The following is a 20,361-nucleotide window of genomic DNA, read 5'->3' on the forward strand; positions in this document are numbered from 1 at the left end:
TCACTCACTGGCCCCGCCCCCCTCACTGCGACCCGTTGGCCAACTTACCGTTCGCGTGCGAAAGGAGAGACGAGGTTTCGAGCAGTTCGGGCGAGGCCAGCGGCCTGGGAAGGTCCTCGAGCATCTCCGGGGAGTCGAGGTCACCGTCGACAACTCCCAGATCATGAAGTTTGCGCGCACTGACCAGGACGCGGCTTTCGAGTGATCCCACGGTCTTGTTGTACGCCTCGACCGCCCGGGTGAGCGACTTGCCCAGGGACTCTACATTCCTACCCAGCGAAGACAGCCGTTCGTACAGCTCCTTGCCCAGCTCGAACACCGCGCGGGCGTTCTCGCTGAGCGCGGCCTGCTGCCAGGCGTAGTGAGCGGTGCGCAGCATCGTGATCAGCGTGGTGGGGGTGGCGATGTGCACCCGTCTGGTCATCGCGTACTCGAGCAGCGCGGGATCGCGCTCCAGCGCCGGAGCCAGGAACGCCTCGCCGGGGATGAACAGCACCACGAACTCGGGCGACGGGTTGAACGCCTGCCAGTAGGCCTTGGCGGCCAGCCGGTCGACGTGCTCGCGTACGTGCCGGGCGTGCGCGTCGAGGCGGACGGTGGCCAGCGACTCGTCGGACGCCTCGGCGGCCTCCAGGTAGGCGGCCAGCGAGACCTTGGAGTCGACCACGATGTTCTTGCCGCCGGCCAGCCGCACCACCATGTCGGGCCGCATGGCGCCCTCGGTGACCTGCTCGTCGAAGTCGCAGTGGCGCTGCATCCCGGCGATCTCGGCCACCCTGCGCAGCTGCAGCTCGCCCCACCGGCCGCGTGCCTCGGGCCGTTGCAGCGCGCGCACCAGTGCCGTGGTCTGGGAGCGCAGCTCCACATTGCTCTGCCGGACGAACTCCATCTGCTTGGCCAGCTCGGCGCGGGCGGCCCGCTGGCCCGACTCGGTGTCGCGCAGCTGCGTCTCGACCCGGGCGAGCGCCTCCTTCAGTGGCTCGACCAGGTGCTCGACGGCCTGCCTGCGCTGGTCGAGGTCGCCGGTCGCCTCCACGCGGCTGGCGGCGAACCTGGTCTCGGCCAGCTCCAGGAAACGGATGTTGTTGACGTCGAGAGCCCGCGTGGACAGGGCCTGGAAGCGCTCGGCCAGCTGCTCCTCGACGTAGACCAGCTTGTCGGCCGACGCCTTGGCCTGCGCGTCGGCCTCGGCCACCCGGACCGCCGCGCGAGTGCGGGCCACCAGGAACCCGATGGCGAACCCGGCGACGAGCCCGATGAGAAGCGAGACGGCGTCCACTCCATCGATGATTGCAGGACATCGTGCTCGGATCCGCCAGACACGCTTGCGCGCGCACCCGTTGTCACGCACAGTACCCCTATGATTACGGGGATTCGCATGGTGGTGGCACTCCTCGCGACCATCGCCATCGTGTCCGGGGTGGTCGCGGGGGCGTTGGCGCTGACCGGAGCGGGCGCCCGCACCGGCTCGCCCGAGCCGTCGGTGTCGGCGCAGCTGTTGCGCTGGTCGCCGGGCGCCTGTGTGCGCAGGACCGGCGCGAGATACGACCTGACGGCGTGCAACGGCGGCCACTCCGAGGTGCTGGCCGTCGCCGCCGACCCGCCGGGCCTCGGCGGCTGCCCCGACGACACCGACGACGTCGTCCGCATCGGCCAGGCCCGTACGGCCTGCGTACGTGATTTCCTCGACCCGCATCCCGGCGCGCCCGGCGGCGGTGGCGGCGTGCTCAGGGCGGGCGACTGCGTCGCGCTCGACGGCCGCGAGCGGGCGTGTTCGCGGCCCGGCTGGTACGGCAGGGCGGTCGCGATCGTGAATGACGCGTCCGGCTGCCCCGCGGGCACCCTCGACACGTTGACCGCCGACGGCGTGATCTGCCTCGGCAGGGGCGGCCGGGTGCTGGAGCGGGGGATGTGCGTGGCCCGCCCCGCCCGCGACGTGGTGACCAGGTCGGCGATCGCCCGCGTGGCCTGCTCGTCCGGGCAGGCGTGGGCCCGGGTCAGGTCCTTCGAGCCCTCGGCCGCGCGCTGCCCGGAGGGGTCGGACCACTACCTGGAGAGCCGGGGGGCCTATCGGCCCGTGACCTGCCTGCGTCTTCGCAGCAAGTAAACTCGCTGCACGTGAGCGAGCGTAGCGAGGCAACCATCCAATACTGCAGCCCAGGGCGCGTGCGGCCGGTCAAGGAGGAGGCATGAGCCTCTCGATCGGCATCGTCGGCCTGCCCAACGTCGGCAAGTCGACGCTCTTCAACGCGTTGACCAAGTCCGCCAACGCGCTCGCCGCGAACTACCCGTTCGCCACCATCGAGCCCAACGTGGGCGTCGTGGGCGTGCCCGACGACCGGCTGCCGGTGCTGGCCGGGATCTTCGGCTCGGCCCGGATCCTGCCCGCCAAGGTGGAGTTCGTCGACATCGCGGGCCTGGTCAAGGGCGCCTCCGAGGGCCAGGGGCGGGGCAACCAGTTCCTCGCCAACATTCGCGACACCGACGCGATCTGCCAGGTGATCCGGGTCTTCGGCGACCCCGACGTGACCCACGTCGACGGCGAGATCTCCCCCAAGCGCGACATCGAGACCATCAACACCGAGTTGATCATGGCCGACCTGCAGACGGTCGAGAAGGCCGTGCCGCGCCTGCAGAAGGAGGCGCGCAACAACAAGGACAAGAAGGCCGCGCTGGAGGCCGCCGAGGAGGCGCTGAAGGTCCTGGAGACCGGCAAGACCATCTTCGAGAGCGGTCTCAACCGTGAGGAGCTGCGCGAGCTCCACCTGCTGACGGCCAAGCCGTTCCTCTACGTCTTCAACCTCGACGCCGACGAGCTGATCGACACCTCCCTCCGGGAGCAGCTGTCGGCCCTGGTGGCCCCGGCCGAGGCGGTCTTCCTCGACGCCAAGATCGAGTCCGAGCTGGTGGAGCTCGACGACGAGGAGGCGCTGGAGCTCCTGCAGTCGGTCGGCCAGGACGAGTCGGGGCTGTCGCAGCTGGCCAGGGTCGGCTTCGAGACGCTCGGCCTGCAGACCTACCTGACGGCCGGCCCCAAGGAGACCAGGGCCTGGACGATCCGCAGGGGCGCCACCGCGCCCGAGGCGGCCGGCGTGATCCACACCGACTTCCAGCGCGGTTTCATCAAGGCCGAGGTCGTCTCGTTCGACGACCTGGTCGAGGCCGGCTCGATCGCCGCCGCCCGCTCGGCGGGCAAGGCCCGCATCGAGGGCAAGGACTACATCATGCGCGACGGCGACGTGGTCGAGTTCCGTTTCAACGTGTAGGGCTGGTCAGCGGATGAGTGCGCGGCGCAGGCGCCAGATGCCGAGCGTGAGGAGCACTGCCGCGTAGGCGGCCAGGACGCCGAGCTGGGACAGGATGTCGGGAAGGCCCGCGCCGTGCCGCACCAGCTCGGCGAAGCCGTCGTAGCCCCAGGCGAACCGGATCACCATCGCGGCGGCGCCGAGCGGGTCACCCGGTCGACGCCGAACAGCACGGCCCAGCCCAGCATGATCAGCAGGCTCTGGACGAGGGCGATGGCCAGCCGCCCGGCCGCCTCCCCGGCGACGATGGCTCTGGCGTCCCGGGTGCCGGCGCGGAGCGTGGCGTCGTACCCGGCGGGGATCACCAGGCCCACGAGAATCCCGCTGAGCGCCTTGCCGCCCAGGAGCGCGGCCCGCGAGATCGCAGCGGCGAGGAGCCTGGCCGGCACCTGTGAGCGCCGCTCCTCGAAGACGCTGGCCACGCCGAACAGGAAGAAGATCGCCATTCCGGCGGCGTGGCAGGTGGCCGTGTCGAGCTGGCGGCGGGGCGCGGGCGTGTCGGAGACCAGCGACAGGGGTGCGGCGACCTCCTGCGCGCGCTGGGCGAGGCGCCTGTCCCGCTCCTCGTCCATCGGCAGGCCTCGCGAGGCGGCGAGCATCACCGGCCGGATCGACTGCCGTTCCATCGCGAAGGCCTGACCCATCTCCCGGGCGACCTGCACGGCGATCGGGGCGTGCGCGCCGCCGATCACCTCCAGCCCGGCGGCCGAGGAGAAACCGGGCGGGATCACGAACACCGCGTCGGCCTCCTTCCGCTCCACCAGGCGGGCGCCGTCCTGGACGGAGGAGACCCGCTGGAGGCGGACGGTGCCGCGCCGCTCATGGCCAGAGGACGTTATCTGATTCTGGGACAGATGAGACGTCAACCACCTTGAGCCCTTGCGCGTCGAATCGTCACGGCGTTCACGCTGACTCGGGAGGCCCCCTCATGATTCGTCGCATCATCCAGAAACGACGTCCCGCCCCGTCACTGGCGGGCATCAGCCTCGAAGAGGAGCTCGCCCTGCTCAGGGTCGAGCTCATGTACGGACTTCGCGTCAACCGCGAGGCCTACCTGCGCAGGAAGGTGGACGAGCGGGAGGAGCTCACGTCGCGGATGCGTGACCGCGACGCCACCATGATGCTCGCCGACCTGCGTGGCTCGCTCGAGCGGGCGCTGCCGCGCAACAGGCCGGCGGCTCCCGTGGTGGACCTGCGCAGCAGGCGGCAGTCGACCCCCACCCAGGATCCCGAACCCGCCTGACGACGCCGTACGCAGCCGGCCGCATGCCCTCGGTGGGTATGCGGCCGGTCGCGTCTTATACCAAATGTGCAGTTCGGGACAGTCTCTACGCCATTCGGACAGGAATGTCTGGCCGTCAGGTAATCCGGCATAGGACATCTGGCCTGGCCAAATGCCCATTCCCCCCGTTTGTGGAGTGACTCGACCCTCCGGTGTGTCATGCGTACTCGGTTTGCCCCTGGGCGGCGATGCCTGCAGCATGGGCGTGGCTTTCCTGGAACAATGGCGGAGACCGGATAGGGTGACTGCTTCACCACGGATGATGGGGATCGGCAACGGACGACACCGCGCCAGCCGGGGGGACGGGCGCGAGCGGAGGCGTGATGGCTCGTAGGTCAACCGTCCAGCACGGTCCTCGGATCGCTGGCGACCCCGAGCTTTCAGCGCGCCCTGACATGGCCGACTTCGACGTGTCTCCGCCGCGCAGGCCGCGGCGTGGTGGCTGGTCGGGCGGCGGCGGGCGATGGCTGGTCTGGGCTGGGCGCATCATTCTCTGGGCGCTAATCATAGTTATCGTCGTCAATGGGGTCCGTGCCCCATTTGAGCGGTTTACCCAGCAGGAAGCCGCGGTTCCGAATGGCGTCGTGGACGTCAACCATGGATTCCCGGTCGATCGGGGCATGGCGTTCGCCGCCCAGTTCGCCGGTGTTTATCTGAATTTCAATCCGGCCGACGCCGCGAGCAGGGCGGGCAAGCTGGAGGCGTTCCTGGCCGAAGGCATGTCGCCCCAGCTGGGCTGGGACGGCAACGGCAAACTGGCGGCCGTCGCCATCCAGCCCTACGACATCCGGGCCGACGACGCCAGCAACGCCGTCGTCACGGTGGCCTTCCAGTCGGGAGCGCGCAGACTCATGCTGTCCGTCCCGATCTACTACTCGGGCGACGGCGATGACGGCGGCAGGCTCGTGGTGTCCGGCAGGCCCGCGATCCTGCCCGCGCCCGCGCCGGCCGACCTGCCCCAGACCGCCGAGCCTGAGGGCGACGACATCGCCGTCGCGGAGCTCAAGCCCCAACTGGAGGGCTTCTTCAAGGCGTACGCCTCGGGTGACACCGCCGGGCTGCAGCGCTATCTCGCCGTCGGCAAGAGCCTGCCCAGCTTCGGCGGCGCGTTCACCTTCGGCGGACTCCAGGAACTGGTGGTGCCTGTGGGGGGTGCCACGCGAGAGATCAAGGCGGTGGTGGTGTGGGTCGTGCCGACCGGCGCGGCGCCACCGGCCGATCCCAACGCCACCGACCCGAGCGAGGTAGCCGGCCGCCTCGAGCAGGCCTACCACCTCACCGTCGAGAAGCAGGGCGACAAGTGGTACGTCAACGACATCCGCGGCGCCGGTCGGGCTGTTGGGTAGACGTACGACCGCGCTGCTGATCGGCACCCCCCGGGAGGACAAGAAGTGATCTTGAAGACCATAGTGCTCAACCTGATCGAAATGACGCCGTCACCCACCCCGACCGGCGTCAACACCGAAGGGCTCGCCAGCTTCCTGCGCGCCTTCTTCGCCCCGCTCTTCCTCGTCGTCGTCTCGGTGGTCGCGCTCTTCTTCCTCTTCACACGTGAGATCACCCGATTCGTACAGTTCCTCATTCTGGCCGTGGCCATCGGCGTGATCTTCTACGTTCCCAACATTATCGAGGTGACGGCGAAGGCAATCGCGGGCGCATTGGGCATCAAGTAAGGGGTTGGGACCGCTCCGGGGCGGTCATGAACGAGCGGGTGGAGAGGAGGACCGCGTGGACCTGCCCACGTACACCAACATCTGGCGAATCGAGAAGCGGCTCTACAAGCTGTACGACCTACGGCTGCCGATGCCGCTCCCCATCGTCTGGATCGGCGTGTTCGTCGGCGTGTTCGTGCCGTGGTCGCTCCTGCTCTTCGTCGTCGGCGTGCCCGTGGCGATGCCGTGGCACGTCCTCTACCTCGTGCCGCCGGGGATCGTGACCTGGCTGTCCACCCGGCCCGTCATCGAGGGCAAGCGGCTCACCGAGCTCCTGGAGTCGCAGCTCCGCTACCTGGGGCAGCCGCGCGCCTGGTACCGCCTCGCGCCCGCCTCCGAGCCCGAGACGATCACCTTCTCCGGCCGCGTCTGGCACACCATGCCGGCCCGGGTGCGCGTGAAGAAGCCGCGCAAGGCGCGCCACCCCAAGCGCTCGACCCAGCGGGCAGCCGGGCCGCGCCAGGTGCGTCCCGCCGTGGCCGCCGCCGCCGCTGCAGCCGCCCAGGCCCCGCTCACCGAGGCGACCTCGGGCCGCACGGGCTGGCGTTCCGGCTCCCGCCGCGGCACCGCCCCCGCCCTCTCACAGGACCTGCGCACCGTACGGGCCGACGCCACGTCCAAGGACGCCTCCCCCATGCGGTGGGGCGAGCTGGCCGTCTCCAACGACTCCTCGACCGCCATCCGGGCCCTCGATGCGGGCCCAGGTGCGCCGCCCGCTACGGAACTGTCACCTGCCGGCACCCCCCCGGTCCGGGAGGCCGTCCCGGGGGGTGCCCAGCCCGCGAAGGGCCGCCCGGCCGACGGCCCACAGGGCCCTCCCGCCCGGGGGGCCGAAGGCCCTTCTGCCCGGGGTGGTGAGGGGCGTGCCGCCCGGGGTGGTGAAGGCCTGTCCGTGCGTGGTGTCGTACGGGATGGCGAAGGTCCGTCTGTGCGTGGTGCCCTCCGCGATGGCGAGGTTGAGGGCGTACGCGAGAGGCAGGGTGGGCCGGCCGCCGCGAGCGTGACGGAAGGCCGCAAGCTCGTGGAGCCGCGTGACCGGTCCGGCCCTGCGGTCGGGAAGCCCATCGACACCGAGGCTCTGCGGCGGCTGCGCCGTCTCGCGGCTACCGCCGACGCCCAGCCGTCCACCCCGTCCACCTCTGCGGCGTCCGCACCAGGTGAGTCTTCGTCCACCGGCCGCGGGAACTCGGCGCCCACCGAGTCCACGACGGCCGGGTCCGCATCCGGTGGGTCCGCGTTGGCCGAGTCCGCGCCCACCGAGTCCACGACGGCCGGGTCCGCATCCGGTGGGTCCGCGTCGGTCGAGTCCGCGTCTGGCGAGTCCACGACGGCCGGGTCCGCATCCGGTGGGTCCGCGTCGGTCGAGTCCGCGCCCACCGAGTCCACGACGGCCGGGTCCGCATCCGGTGGGTCCGCGTTGGCCGAGTCCGCGCCCACCGAGTCCACGACGGCCGGGTCCGCATCCGGTGGGTCCGCGTCGGTCGAGTCCGCGCCCACCGAGTCCACGACGGCCGGGTCCGCATCCGGTGGGTCCGCGTTGGCCGAGTCCGCGTCTGGCGAGTCCACATTGGCCGAGTCCGCGTCGGTCGGGTCCGCGTCTGGTGGGTCTATGTCGGTTGGGCCCGCTTCTGGCGAGTCCGCGTCCGGTGGGCTTGTGTCGGTCGGATCTGGGTCTGCCGAGTCCGGGGCCGCCGAGTCCGGGTCCGGTGGGTCCGCGTCGGTCGAGTCCGCGTCGGTCGAGTCCGCGTCCGGGGAGGCCGGGGCGGAGTCTCGCGAGTCTGGGCCCGGTGGGGCCGTGTCGGCTGGGTCTGTGGCCGGTGGGCGAGCCTCTGGTGGGACTGTGCGTGGCGAGGGTGCGGATGGCGGGTCGGGATCTGAGGTGTCCGGCGAGGCTGTCGCGTCGGTGGCTGCCGAAGCCGCGTCCGGTGAGGCTGGGCCGGTGGCCGAGGAGGGCACGGCTTCTGTGCGGGAGGCGTCTCGATCCGGGGCTGCCGAGGTGGTGGTGTCCGAGGGGCCGGGGGTTTCCGGTCAGGCGGAGGCTGGGGCCGGGGTCGGTGCTTCAGGGGCGCCTGGGCTTGCCGATGTCGGGGCCGTCACGCCGGCCGTGGATGCCGGAGAGGCGTCCGAGTCCGGGAACGACCGGCCCGCCGTCACCGCTGGCGCCGCCGACCGGCCCACGACCGAGGACCGGGTGGCGGCCGAGGACCGGCGCGCGACTGAGGACCGGGTGGCGGCCGAGGACCGGCACGCGACCGGGGACCGGCGCGCGACTGAGGACCGGGTGGCGGCCGAGGACCGGCACGCGACCGGGGACCGGCGCGCGGCCGAGGACCAGGCGGCGGCCGTTGACCGGTTCGCGGCCGAGGGCCGGGTGGCGACCGGGGACGTAGGTGGGCGGAAGGGTGAAAGGGAGTGGCCTCGGGAGGATGAGGTCGCCCGGATGCAGCACCGCAAGGGGCAGCCGCCCAGGCAGGTGCTGCCGCTGGCGGACGCGCAGCGGAACCGGCCGCCGGCCGCCCCGGCGGCCCGTCGCGGTCAGGGAGCGGGCGTCGGGCCGGCCGGCCGTGCCGGTGAGGACGCCACCCCGAACGTCACCGCTCCGGCCCACGAGGCCACGGGCGCGCGTCACAACGAAGGCGTCACCGCTCCGGCGGCCCGGCGGGGAGAGGGTGCGGCCGGTCCCGTGACTCGGGAAGGGGGGGCCGCGACGCGGCCCGTCGTGACCGGGCCGAGGGAGACGCGGGTGCGGCGGGTGGAGTCCGTCGTGGGGCGCGACTCCGGTGGGTGGCGGCGGATCGCTCAGGTGGTCGTCGGCGGCGGCGGAGTGCGGAGCGATGGTTCGGAGATCGACGAGGCCAGGGCGAGAGGGGTGTTCAGCGGCAGCCGCAGGGTCGTGGTGCTCGGTTGTACGGGCGGCGCCGGTCAGAGCACGACCGCGTTGATGCTCGGCCACACGCTGGCCACGTACCGAGACGACAAGGTGATCGGCGTCGACGCCAACACCGGCGGCAACACCCTGACCAGCAGGATCACGCCGGAGACACCGGAGACGCTCACGTCGCTGCTGGCGGGGCTGCACCACGTCAGCGGCTATCTGACGATGCGCGGCTACACGACCCGCACGGCGTCGGGCCTGGAGGTGATCGGGGCCGACTCCGACGCGGAGGCGGAGCAGCGGCTGACCGACCGCACGCTGTTCTCCGACCACCGGCTGGGTCAGGTCATGCACCTGCTCGACCGGCACTACAAGCTGGCCGTCATCGACCCGGCCGCCGCGCTGGCCGCGCGCGTCCTGCCGTACGCGGACCAGCTCGTGCTCGTGGTGCCCGCGAGTGAGGAGGCGCCGGAGGCGGTCGGCATGACGTACGAGTGGCTCGACGGGCACGGGTGCGCGGACCTGCGGCGGCGGGCGGTCATGGTGGTCAACGGCGTGAGCAGGCGTTCGATGGCCGACGTGGAGCAGGCGGAATCGGTGGCCAGCGGCAGGTGCCGGGCCATCGTCAGGGTCCCCTGGGAGGACGACCTGGCGCCGGGTGGTGCCGACGTCGTCGAGCCGGGGCAGTTGCGCGCGGCCGGGCGGCGGGCCTATCTCGCCCTCGCCGGTGTCGTGGTCGCGGGCTTTACGGCACAGACGGTGCGACCGAGCGAGGAGGAGTTGGCGAGTGACCCCCCGGGCACGAGAATCGGTGAGCGATAAGTGAACAATCGAGCAGGTCTGGCCCGTTCATGCGCCGAGGGGGCGGCATGAGCAGGGCGTCCCGAACGCATCAGCGTCTGGCGGTTCGTTATTTCGACAACCGCATCCTGCTCACCGACACCTGCGCATGGGCGTACTTCCGCCTGCCGACGGTCAGCTACGAGTTCGTCACGCCCGAGGAGCGTGAGGCGCTGGCCACCAACATCACGATCGCGCTGGCCGCGATCAGGATGCCCGACGCCGAAGTCCACCTGAGGGTCGCGCACCGCACCTATCCGGCGGCCGAGTGGGCGATGGCCCTCAACGGCACCTCCGACGAGGGCCCGGGATGGCGCGACTACCTGGAGGAGATGTACCGCCACGTCTGGGCGAAGGACTTCTGGTCCAAGGAGGTCTATCTCGGGGTGCGCCTCGGGATGCGCGGCAAGCAGCTCGGCAGCGGTGTGCTGTCGCAGTTGTTCGGCTTCTACCAGCGGACCGAGAAGGCGCTCGGCCTGGAGGACGACAGCGTGCCCGCCGCCGAGATCGGCAGATGGACCGAGCAGGCCGAACGCCTCGGCCGGGCGCTCTCCTCCAGCGCCCTCTACGCCCGGCACGCCACCTCCGTGGAGGTGGCGTGGTTGTTCCAGCACGCGGCCATGGGCGCGCTCGGCGACCCGCCGCCGTCGGCCAGCTCGAAGCGGCGCTGGGGCAAGGGAGAGATCGAGTCGCTGGTCGAGGGTGAGATCCACAACGGCAGGTCGCTGCTGCGCATCGTGCAGCCGCAGGGCGACTCCTACGTGGCCCACCTGTCCTTCGCCCGCTTTCCCGACCTGATGCCGTTCCCCGACGGCGAGCCGTGGATGCACTTCGCCGACCAGTTGCCGTTCCCGGTCGAGATCTCGTCCCGGATGCGGCTGATCCCGCCCGTCAAGGCGTCGAAGGACGTCGCCCGGAAGCTGGCGCACGCCCGCGACATGGACATCCACATCCGCGAGGCCGGTGCCGAGGCGCCGATCGCGCTGGCCGAGCAGATCGACGCGGCCCGCATGCTGGAGCACGGCATCACCAAGGAGCGCCTGCCCTTCGTGTACGGCTGGCACCGCCTGAGCGTGTCGGCCCCGACCGAGGACATCTGCGTGCAGCGGGTCGAGGCGGTGGTCGAGCACTACCGGGACATGGGCATCGACGTGGTCAACTCGACGGGCGACCAGTTCTCGCTGTTCCGTGAGGCGTTGCCGGGCGAGAAGGTGGGGGTCAACGCCTATGCCCAGCGCCAGCCGCTGCGCACGATCGCGGGCGGCATGGCCACCGCGACCGTGGATCTCGGCGATCGGCTCGACGACGGCAGCGAGGGCTGGCTGGGCCCGTACATCGGTGAGACCGTCGGCCGGGCCCGCAGCATCGTGCACTTCGACCCGCTGCTGGCGGCGTCGCGCAACCGGCCGACGGCCATCGCGATCACCGGCGAGCCGGGCGGCGGCAAGACCACTCTGGCGCTGCTGATGATCTACCAGATGTCGCTGCGCGGGGTCACGGTCGCCGTGATCGACCCCAAGGGCGACGCGGAGTCGCTGGTGCAGCTTCTGCAGAAGCGCGGGCGCAGGGCACGGATCATACCGCTGGGCTCGGCCTCGCCGGGTCTGCTCGATCCGTTCTCGTTCGGAGACGACCTCGCGGCCAAGAAGACCATGGCCACCGAGACGCTGCGGTTGCTGCTGCCGCGCATGTCGGAGGAGCGCGAGTCGGCGATGATCCAGGCCGTCGCGGCCGTCTCCAACGGCACCGACCCGTCGCTGGGCAAGGTCGTGGAGTTCCTGGAGCGGTCGCCCGACGCGGCGTCCAAGAACCTCGGCGCGGTGCTCGGCTCGATGTCGGAGATGCACCTGGCCAGGCTCTGTTTCGACCCGTCCGGTGGGGAGCAGGTCGACAGCGAGGGCTGGACGACCGTGTTCACGCTGGGCGGGCTGACGCTGCCCGACGTGGCGACCGGCCGCGACGACTACTCCTACGAGCAGCGCCTGTCGGTGGCCCTGCTCTACCTGGTCTCCCAGTTCGCGCGCAGGCTGATGAACGGGCTCGACCGGCGCGCGCCCAAGGCGATCTTCCTGGACGAGGCGTGGGCGATCACGTCCACGCCCGAGGGCGCCAAGCTGGTGCCCGAGGTCAGCCGCATGGGCCGGTCCCGCAACACCGCCCTGGTGCTCGTCTCCCAGAACGCCGGTGACCTGCTGAACGAGCAGGTGACCAACTGTCTGTCGTCCGTGTTCGCGTTCCGGTCCACCGAACGGGTGGAGGTGGACCACGTGATGTCGCTGCTCGGGGTGGAGCCGTCCGAGGAACACAAGGCGGCGCTGCGCTCGCTCGGCAACGGCGAATGCATTTTCCGCGATCTGGACGGCAGGGCGGGGCGCATCGGAGTAGACCTGATCTCCGAAGAGTTGCTCCGCTGGCTCGACACGAATCCAACGCACGACAAACCCGACGACAGCGGGCATGATGATCTTCAAGGGGGAGTGGGCGGCAGAGCGCAGGAGGTGCGGTCATGAAGATCCGGCTACCCAGGCGGCTCGCGCTCGTCCTGGCTCTCATCGCGGGGCTCTTCGTGGTCCCGCTCGTGGTGGGCGGCCTGTCACCGGCCGCCGCGGCCCCGTGTGACCTGTCGCCCGAGCTGACGCCCGAGGTGATCGACAGCGGCCTCGGCGGCATGATCCAGCCGCCGAAGCCCGAAGGCGCCGCCCCGGCGCCCACCACCAACTACGCCCAGTTCGGCATGAGCGGCCAGTTCTGGCACACCTACGACCTGGGCTGCTCCGACATCGCCGCCGTCATGGGCAACGGCTGGGCCAACACCATCTTCCTGTGGGCCAAGGCGATCGACCAGGTGACCATCACGACCTATCAGGCCGCGGCCACCGAGGGACCACTCCAGTCGATCAAGGATGTGGTCGACGACATCGTGATCAACCTGTCCAACGCGATGTACTGGCCCTACCTGCGGCCGATCGTGATCCTCGGCGCCATCTGGCTGGCCTGGTACGGCCTGATCCGCAAGCGGGCCACCACCACGGCCGAGGGCGTCATCTGGATGGTGCTCGCCGTCACGGTGGCGACCTGGTTCTTCAGCCGGCCGGGCGACTTCACCGGGCTCGGCAAGGTCGTCACGGACAAGACGGGCGAGGTCGTCAACTCCGCCTTCTCCGGGCTGCCCGGCGCGGGCGGCGCCTCCTGCCTGCCCGGCCCCGGCCAGACCAACCCCGAGGTCAAGGCGGGCGGCTACGGCCAGACCGGTACGCCGGGCGTCGACCAGAACGCCGACGCCCTCTGGTCCACCCTGGTCTGCAAGCCGTGGCTGGTGGGCCTGTTCGGCACGTCCGACCCCAACGCGCCCGTGGTGCGCGATTTCGGACGGCTCATGCTCGAGACCCAGTCGATCCCCATGCCACAGGCCGGTCAGGCGGCCGCCGACCCGGCCGCCCATCAGGCGAAGTACGCCGAGATCGCGGAGAAGCTCAAGGGCGATCCGCGCTTCGCCATCTTCCAGGGCAAGGACTGGACCAGCCGGCTCGGCGTGGCCATCGGCGCGCTCATCGCCGCCCTGGTCGCCGGGGTGCTCATCTTCCTGGTGGCGGTCTCGCTGCTGGTGCTGAAGGTGGGCTTCCTGCTGTTGCTGATACTCGGGCCGGTGTTCCTGCTGATCGGCGTCCATCCCGGCAGCGGGCGGATCATCGCGATGCGCTGGGTGGAGATGCTGGTCGGAACGCTGCTCCGGCAGGCCGTGCTCGCGCTCGTGCTCGGCGTCCTCGTGTACGGCTACGCGTTGATCATCTCCACCGCGATGCCGTGGGGGTTGCAGATCCTGTTCATGGCGCTGCTGACGATCGCGGTGTTCTTCTACCGCAGGCCGTTCCAGCACCTGTTCGCCTCGATGAACGGCCACACGCTGGCCACCCGCATGCTGGGCGACGCCGCCAGTTCGCGCACGCTGGAGCGGTCGTCGGTGGCGCTGCCGCCGGTGGCGGCGGCCCGGATCGGGCGCTGGGGCGTGAGCAAGGCCGAGCCGCTCGTCCAGGCGGCGGCGACGGGCAGTGCGGCCGGTGCGGCCGCGGCGGCGAGCGTCGCGCAGGGCAGGGCCCGCGGCGAGGAGACCGCCGGCGCCGGGGCGCAGTCGGGCACCCGCGTGCCGGCCACGGCCGCGCCGCTCAACACCGACCAGCAGGGCGGCAAGGCGGCGGGCAGGCAGGTGCCCGCCCCGCGCAAGGGCGCGGCCCCGCCGCTCAACCTCGGTGGCACGCCTACGCGCACGCGGGGCGCCGCCGCCTCGGGCGTCCCGCATGTGTCCGGCGGGGGCGCCTCGGCCGGCTCGGAAGCGGCCGGTGCCGGCTCCCGGGGCGGCTGGTTCGGCGGGCGTTCGGGCGGTGGGTGGGCTCCACGCGCCGGTTCCCGGTCCGGCGGCTCGGGCGGCTCCGGTGCCGGTGGCGGGCTGCTCGGCGGCGGATCTCGGTCCGGTGGCTCGGGTGGCTCGCGGTCCGGCGGCGGTTTGTTCGGTGGTGGATCCCGTTCGGGCGGCTCCGGCGGTGGCGGGCTGTTCGGTGGTGGATCCCGGTCGGGTGGCTCCAGTGGCTCCGGTGGTGGCGGGTCCCGTTCGGGCGGCTCCGGCGGTGGCGGGTTGTTCGGCGGTGGGTCGCGGTCCGGTGGCGGGTCCGGTTCGGGTGGTTCCCGGTCGGGTGGCTCGGGCTGGGGCGGGGGCGACTCCGGCAGCCGCCGCTCCTCGGGCGGCGGGCCGTTCGGCGGCTCCCCGCGCTCCGCGGACGTGCCATCGCCTCGCTCCGAGCCGCCGCCACTCTGGCTGCCCAGCCGCCGGAGCAACGGCTCGGGCGGTGACGACCCGCCGGTGCCCTTCTGGCTCAAGCCCAGCAGCCCGGACAAGGACTGACATGGCTCAGCAGGGTGACAGGCGGGGGCTGGCCTTCGCCGCCATCGTGGTGGTGATCGCCGCAGTCGGCCTCTACCTCACGATGTGGCCCGATTCCGGGGATCCGGCCGGTGAGCCCGCCGCCGACAGCGCCACGACCAGCGCCCCGGCGGCGCCGCGAAACACACCGCCGGTCGGCGCCAGCGACGCGCCGTTCGACATCTACTCCTTCCTGCCGATGTCCAAGGAGCAACTCGCCGCGGCCGCCGACCTGGCCGAGCGGTTCACGGTCGCGTACGGCACCTTCCGCTACGACGAGGACCCCGTGGCGTACGCCGACCGGGTGAAGGTGTTCACCACGGCCGACCTCGGCAACGTGCTGGCCAGAACCCTCACCTCACCGGGCACGGTCGACCGCAACCGCGCCGACGAGGTGGTCTCCACGGCCACGGCCAGGACGAAGGAGATCAGGTCGGTCGAGAAGACGTCCGTCGTCTTCGTCGTCACCGGCACGCAGCAGATCACCGCCAAGAGCGGTGCCAGGCAGCTCACCGAGGACTACGCCGTCACCGTGAGCCAAATGGGCACCGACTGGCGGGTCTTCGACCTACAGCCGGCCGGTGACGGCCAGGAGGGAGACACCCAGGGGTGAACCTCTCTCGCACCCGCGTGGCCGTGGCGTTAGGCGTCGCCGGGGCTCTGCTGCTGGCCCTGGTCATCATCTCGCCGATGCTCATGACCTCGATCCCCTCGTTCATCGGCAACAGCGGGGAGCAGCCCGACTGCACCGACGGGTCGCAGACGGAGGAGGTCTCCGACTCGGCGGCCTCGGACATTCCGGCCGACTACCTGGAGCTCTACAAGGAACACGGCAAGAAGGTCGGCGTGCAGTGGAACATCCTGGCCGCCGTCGGCAAGCGCGAGACCGACCACGGCCGATCCAACCTGCCCGGCGTCAAGAGCGGCACCAACTCGGCGGGGGCGGCCGGGCCCATGCAGTTCCTGATCAGCACCTGGGGTGGCAAGGCCAGGATCGAGATGTCCTCCCGGTTCAACGGCTACGCCTCCGACGGCGACGGTGACGGTGTCGGCGACGTCTACAACCCGGCCGACGCGATCCTGGGCGCCGCCAGGATGCTCAAGCGCAACGGGGCGCCGGAGGAGGTGCGGCGGGCGCTGTTCGTCTACAACCGGGCCTGGTGGTACGTCGACCAGGTCGAGGAGATCGCCCGGCGTTACGCCAAGTCCGGCGAGGTCAAGGTGCCGCCGCAGGCCGACGACACGTGTGATGAGCCGCTGGTCGAGGCCGCGCCCAACGAGGTGGTGGCCAAGATCCTGTCCTTCGCGCTCAACCAGCGCGGCAAGCCGTACCTGTGGGGCGGCACCGGACCCGACGCGTTCGACTGCTCGGGCATCATCTACGCGGCCTACCGGACGGCGGGGCTGTCGATCCCGCGCACCACGTTCGGGCAGTGGCCGTTCGGAGTGAAGATCTCGCAGGGCAGTGAGCAGCCGGGCGACCTGGTCTTCTTCAACGCGGGGCCGGGCACGGCGCCCGACCGGCCCGGGCACGTCGGGATGGTCGTGTCGAAGGGGCAGATGATCGAGGCGCGTTGCCGCCTGTGCGGGCCGATCAAGGTCACGGGCTACGAGTCCCGCGGCAACATCGTGGGCTTCACCCGGCCGTTGCAGAATCCCGACGTCGTCGAGCAGCTCGAGAGGCTGCAGAAAGCATCCCTTTGACCTCCTCCCCCTCGTGAAGGGGCCGCGACCACACGATGTCCAGCGACGCGGACATCTTCGCCAGCGTCAACGAGCCGTCGCGCCAGCGGAACGCCGAACGGGTGTACTCCGCCGACAGGCGCGACTTCTCCGGCTTTCCTCCCCGCCCTGAAAGGCGGGGTCTCCAGCCTTAAGGTAATTCGATGACAGTGATCGTGGTCGCCGCGGTGATCGTCTCCTCCGGTGGGCGGGTGCTCGCCGCGCAACGGGCCGAGCCGCCCGCGCTCGCCGGGGGCTGGGAGTTCCCCGGCGGGAAGGTGGATCCGGGGGAGAGCGAGTTCGAGGCGCTGGTGCGGGAGTGCCACGAGGAGCTCGGCGTGCGGATCGCCGTGGGCGAACGGGTGGGCGGCGACTGGCCGCTGTCCGGCGGGTACGTGCTGCGGGTCTGGCTCGCGTCCGTGGCCGAGGGGACACCTGAGGCCAAGGAGCATCTCGCGTTGCGCTGGCTGGAGCCCCACGAGTACTTCGACGTGGAGTGGTTGGGGGCGGACCACGAGATCATGAAGGCCGTGGAAAGAGTTCTCCAGCAGGGTTAGGCCATCGCTCTCTGCTACATAACGATTACTAGGAGTAATTTGTCGCACCGGGGGGAAAGCGGCGTGATCAATCGAGGCTGGGTCGTGACGGGGGCGTTGATGCTGGTGGCAGCGCCGGTCGTGCCCGCTGCGGCGGCCGGGATGGCGTTGGTGCTGGAACGCGTGGACGTGCCCGCCGACATCGGGAAGTGGGTCAGGACCGGCGACGTGCTCCGGTTCAGGGTGCGGCTCGAAGGGGCGGCGGGCGATGCCCGCCTCGCGGTCGCCACCAGCCCGGTCCGCGCCCTGTCCTCCGTCACCTGCCCTGCGGGCCAGGATCCCGTACCTCCCCTGGACGTCACCCGTGAGATCCCGCCGGGGGAGGCGGTGCCTTCGCCGCCCACGCCGGCGCCGGCCGTGTCCGTGCCTGAGGCGTCCGCGGCGCCGGCCGCCACGCGCGTGACCGTTGCGGACAGGCGGCGCGCGTCGGTCGTGGACCGGGCGTTGGCCGCGGTGGGCGCGCCGGAGCAGCGGCCCGCGGCCAAGGCGGCTCGGGTGTGCGAGCTGGGAGAGGCCTCTGGGGAGCGGGCTGTGGACGTGCTGCTCACGGTTCCGGAAGGGGCGGACGAGGTCGTGCTCGCGAGCGTCGCCCGGATGCCCGAGGTGTCCGGCGGGGCCACCACCTTGAGCGGGACCGCCTCGACGCCCGTCAACGGGGGCATGGTCGCGCCCGACGACGCCCCGATCGCGGCCCCTCTCGCCGTCTTCACCATGAGCGGCCGCGCGACACGCCTCACACCCCGATCGGGCGGCACGACCCACACCGGTGGCCGTATCGAGGTGTCGGGGGTTCCGGGTCGTTCTGACACTCGTTCCGAGGTGTCGGACGGTACGAGTCGTTTCGAGATGTCGGGTGTCCCGGATCGTTCCGGGGTGTCGGGCGGTACGAGTCGTGCCGAGGGCCGTACGGGGGTGTCGGGTGTCCGGAGCGGTGCTGACGGCCGGACCGGGGTGTCGGGTGTCCGGAGCGGTGCTGACGGTCGGACCGGGGTGTCGGGGGTTCCGGGTCGTTCCGGGGTTTCGGGGGTCCGCGCTGAGGGGCGTACCGGGACGTCGGGCGTACCGGGGCGTGTTGACGGTCGTGCTGGGACGTCGGGTGTGGCGGGTCGCGCGGTGGAGGAAGGACGTACCGCAGCGGGCGTTCCCGGTCGCGTTGTGGGGGACAGCGGCCCCACTGGGAGTGTTCCGAGCCGCGCCGGCGGCCGGATCGAGATGTCGGGTGGTTCGAGGCGTGGCGGGGTGGAGGGCGGTCGTGTGGGGAAGGGCGGCACCGGACGTGGGACGTCCGCCGGTCCCGCCGTGGTCGTGCCTCCGCAGCCGGAGGTGACCGGCGTGACGCCCCCGCTGCCTGTCACGCCGCTGGCGACGGGCGGGCAGCCCCTCGTGATGCCGCAGGCCCAGCCGCCGTTCGGAGAGGCGGGGGCCCAAGCGCCCGGCGATCTGGAGTCGGCCCGGCAGCCTCTTGTCGCCACTCTGGAAAGCAGCGGTTCGTCCGAGCTGGGGGCGCCGTTGCCGCGCCAGATCGCCGTGTCGAGCAGGCGCTCGCAGAGCCCGGAACCGGCGAATCCGCTGGCAGGACCGCAAGGGGCGCCCGCCGCCGCGGGAGGCATCGCGGCCCTGCTGGGCGGACTGTGGGTGGTCGCCTGGAAACAGCGAGCACGTATCCGAAAAAAGGAACGGTAGATCAGTCTTTACTGTTACTTTGACCCGACTAGTATTCCCTTGACCCTTATTCGGGACTACGCGGAGGGCACTGGTGGCACGCACGCGAGCGACGGCCGTCTCCGCCATGGTCTTGGCCCTGGGCCTGACCGGTGTGGGTGCGGCGCCTTTCATCATGCAGAGCGCGAGTGCCTCGGTGGTGGTGTACGACCCGGGAGTCGAGCCGTGTGAGGCCGGCCAGGTGTGTGAGAACACGCCGGAGGTCACGGTCACGGTCACCACGACGCTGGGCACGCCCACACCCGACGAGCCCGAGACCACGATCACCCGGACCGTCACCAAGTCGCCCTCGAAGGCGCCGACGCCGAAGAAGACCACGTCGAGCCCGGCGCAGAACCTTCCGGAGACCACGCAGGCCCAGAACCCGCAGCCTTTCCCGACGACCAGCGTCGAGGTGCCGCCCGCCACCGGCGAGCCGACCGAGGAGGCGACCGTCGAGATGCCGGCGGTCGCGGGCACCGAGACCCCCACGACGCCGCTGTCCAGCGCGGCGCCGGAGATCACGACCAGCGAGCCGGTCCAACTGGAGGTGCGTAACGCGGCGCCCGAGTTCGACCAGCGTGACGTGACGCAGAAGCTCAGCATCCCCGCGCTGATCCTGGTGCTGCTCGCGCTGTTCGCGGTGCTGATCTTCGAGGGCAGGCTGCGCCGGTTGGCCCACGCGGCGGCCGTGCGCAGGGCGGGCCCCTACGGCGGTGTTCCCGGCGCTCCCGGCGTGCCCGACCCGGCCGCCGGCTACCCGGGTGGCCCCGGGTATCCAGGTGGCCCCGGCTATCCCGGTGGACCCGGGTATCCGGTCGGTCCGGGCTATCCCGTCGCGGCCTACCCGGCGGGTCCCGGTTACGCGACCGCGAGTTACCCGCCGCCGCCCGGCTACCCGCCGTACGCGCCGATCATCAGTTTCGTCCCGGTGCAGACCCCCGGCGGCCCGGCCCAGTACGGCGCCGTCTACCAGGACCCCACGATGTACGCTCCCGAGCAGCACCAGGCCGAGCCGGTGGTGTTGCACCCGGACGAGTTCGGCTCCTACGGCCAGGAGCCTTCCGCAGGCGGCCCGGAGACGCCCTCGGAGGAGGCCTACCGGGCGCCGTTCGAGCCGCTGATCCCGGCGGAGGAGCCGCCGTCCGACATCCCGGCGGGGGGCGCCGCTCCCTACGAGGACTCGCCCGAACGTCCTCTGGGGGCCGCGTCGGCGGCGGAGCCGGGCGACGCCGAGCCCTGGCAGCAGACCGTCCAGGAGCCTTTCCCCGCGGCTTCGCCGCCTGCCGCCGAACCGCACGCGCCGCAGCCGGTCGCGGACGATGCGACCGCCGTCCAGCCGCTGCCCTCCAAGGAGGAGCGCAAGCGCGGTTTCCGGCGCCGCTCCAAGTGAATCTCCTCCGGCCGGTGAGG

Annotated in this window: 16 protein-coding genes and 1 pseudogene; 13 read left to right on the forward strand and 4 right to left on the reverse strand. The window is 71.4% G+C overall.

Annotation, left to right across the window (positions count from 1 at the left end; translation table 11 throughout):
- Window positions 1-22 precede the first annotated feature (22 nt).
- The gene (rmuC, locus tag AB0C16_RS03810; RefSeq protein WP_357678797.1) at window positions 23-1,288 is read right to left on the reverse strand and encodes a DNA recombination protein RmuC; all 1,266 of its coding nucleotides are present in this window, start codon (window positions 1,286-1,288) and stop codon (window positions 23-25) included.
- 72 nt (window positions 1,289-1,360) lie between these two features.
- Between rmuC and AB0C16_RS03815 the strand changes: the two genes are divergently transcribed.
- Together AB0C16_RS03815 and ychF are read left to right on the forward strand one after the other, a co-directional pair.
- A complete protein-coding gene (locus tag AB0C16_RS03815) occupies window positions 1,361-2,107 on the forward strand; it encodes a hypothetical protein (RefSeq protein WP_357678537.1) in 747 nt (248 codons plus the stop codon).
- Between the two features lie 82 nt (window positions 2,108-2,189).
- Entirely contained in the window at window positions 2,190-3,266 is a 1,077-nt protein-coding gene (gene ychF / locus AB0C16_RS03820) for a redox-regulated ATPase YchF (RefSeq protein ID WP_357678539.1), read from the forward strand.
- 6 nt (window positions 3,267-3,272) lie between these two features.
- Here ychF and AB0C16_RS03825 read toward each other — a convergent pair whose 3' ends face one another.
- Both AB0C16_RS03825 and AB0C16_RS03830 read right to left on the reverse strand, forming a co-directional pair.
- Window positions 3,273-3,434, reverse strand: coding sequence for a hypothetical protein (locus AB0C16_RS03825; RefSeq protein WP_357678541.1), 162 nt, complete (start codon window positions 3,432-3,434; stop codon window positions 3,273-3,275).
- The gene (locus AB0C16_RS03830; RefSeq protein ID WP_357678543.1) at window positions 3,428-4,171 is read right to left on the reverse strand and encodes a hypothetical protein; all 744 of its coding nucleotides are present in this window, start codon (window positions 4,169-4,171) and stop codon (window positions 3,428-3,430) included. Before AB0C16_RS03830 ends, AB0C16_RS03825 begins: the two co-directional genes overlap by 7 nt.
- A gap of 62 nt (window positions 4,172-4,233) precedes the next feature.
- Between AB0C16_RS03830 and AB0C16_RS03835 the strand changes: the two genes are divergently transcribed.
- The 8 genes from AB0C16_RS03835 to AB0C16_RS03870 all read left to right on the forward strand — a co-directional run bounded on the left by AB0C16_RS03835 (window position 4,234) and on the right by AB0C16_RS03870 (window position 16,633).
- Window positions 4,234-4,548 carry a hypothetical protein gene (locus AB0C16_RS03835; protein WP_357678545.1) on the forward strand — a complete coding sequence of 105 codons (315 nt, stop codon included), beginning with the start codon at window positions 4,234-4,236 and terminating at the stop codon, window positions 4,546-4,548.
- Window positions 4,549-5,171: 623 nt separating this feature from the next.
- Window positions 5,172-5,933, forward strand: a complete 762-nt coding sequence (locus tag AB0C16_RS03840; protein ID WP_357678546.1) for a conjugal transfer protein — start codon at window positions 5,172-5,174, stop codon at window positions 5,931-5,933.
- A gap of 81 nt (window positions 5,934-6,014) precedes the next feature.
- Window positions 6,015-6,260 carry a hypothetical protein gene (locus AB0C16_RS03845; protein WP_357678799.1) on the forward strand — a complete coding sequence of 82 codons (246 nt, stop codon included), beginning with the start codon at window positions 6,015-6,017 and terminating at the stop codon, window positions 6,258-6,260.
- Window positions 6,261-6,315: 55 nt separating this feature from the next.
- Window positions 6,316-9,996, forward strand: coding sequence for a TcpE family conjugal transfer membrane protein (locus tag AB0C16_RS03850; RefSeq protein ID WP_357678548.1), 3,681 nt, complete (start codon window positions 6,316-6,318; stop codon window positions 9,994-9,996).
- Window positions 9,997-10,043: 47 nt separating this feature from the next.
- Window positions 10,044-12,524 (forward strand): ATP-binding protein, encoded by a 2,481-nt coding sequence (locus AB0C16_RS03855; protein WP_357678550.1) that lies wholly within the window; start codon window positions 10,044-10,046, stop codon window positions 12,522-12,524.
- Window positions 12,521-14,911 (forward strand): type IV secretion system protein, encoded by a 2,391-nt coding sequence (locus tag AB0C16_RS03860; protein WP_357678552.1) that lies wholly within the window; start codon window positions 12,521-12,523, stop codon window positions 14,909-14,911. The genes AB0C16_RS03855 and AB0C16_RS03860 overlap by 4 nt, the downstream gene beginning before the upstream one ends.
- Window position 14,912: 1 nt before the next feature.
- Window positions 14,913-15,542 carry a hypothetical protein gene (locus AB0C16_RS03865; protein WP_357678554.1) on the forward strand — a complete coding sequence of 210 codons (630 nt, stop codon included), beginning with the start codon at window positions 14,913-14,915 and terminating at the stop codon, window positions 15,540-15,542.
- Window positions 15,539-16,633, forward strand: a complete 1,095-nt coding sequence (locus tag AB0C16_RS03870) for a bifunctional lytic transglycosylase/C40 family peptidase (protein ID WP_357678556.1) — start codon at window positions 15,539-15,541, stop codon at window positions 16,631-16,633. The genes AB0C16_RS03865 and AB0C16_RS03870 overlap by 4 nt, the downstream gene beginning before the upstream one ends.
- A 7-nt stretch (window positions 16,634-16,640) precedes the next feature.
- Here AB0C16_RS03870 and AB0C16_RS03875 read toward each other — a convergent pair.
- A pseudogene (locus AB0C16_RS03875) lies at window positions 16,641-16,763 on the reverse strand (RNA-guided endonuclease TnpB family protein); the annotation flags it as partial.
- A gap of 52 nt (window positions 16,764-16,815) precedes the next feature.
- Between AB0C16_RS03875 and AB0C16_RS03880 the strand changes: the two are divergent.
- From AB0C16_RS03880 to AB0C16_RS03890, 3 genes are all read left to right on the forward strand, one after another.
- Window positions 16,816-17,208, forward strand: coding sequence for a (deoxy)nucleoside triphosphate pyrophosphohydrolase (locus tag AB0C16_RS03880; protein ID WP_357678558.1), 393 nt, complete (start codon window positions 16,816-16,818; stop codon window positions 17,206-17,208).
- A 63-nt stretch (window positions 17,209-17,271) separates the two neighbouring features.
- Complete coding sequence (locus AB0C16_RS03885) at window positions 17,272-18,930, forward strand: hypothetical protein (RefSeq protein WP_357678560.1); 1,659 nt, start codon at window positions 17,272-17,274, stop codon at window positions 18,928-18,930.
- A 73-nt stretch (window positions 18,931-19,003) separates the two neighbouring features.
- A complete protein-coding gene (locus AB0C16_RS03890; protein WP_357678562.1) occupies window positions 19,004-20,341 on the forward strand; it encodes a hypothetical protein in 1,338 nt (445 codons plus the stop codon).
- Window positions 20,342-20,361 lie beyond the last annotated feature (20 nt).

This window comes from Nonomuraea sp. NPDC048916, assembly GCF_040649575.1.
Lineage (GTDB): Bacteria > Actinomycetota > Actinomycetes > Streptosporangiales > Streptosporangiaceae > Nonomuraea.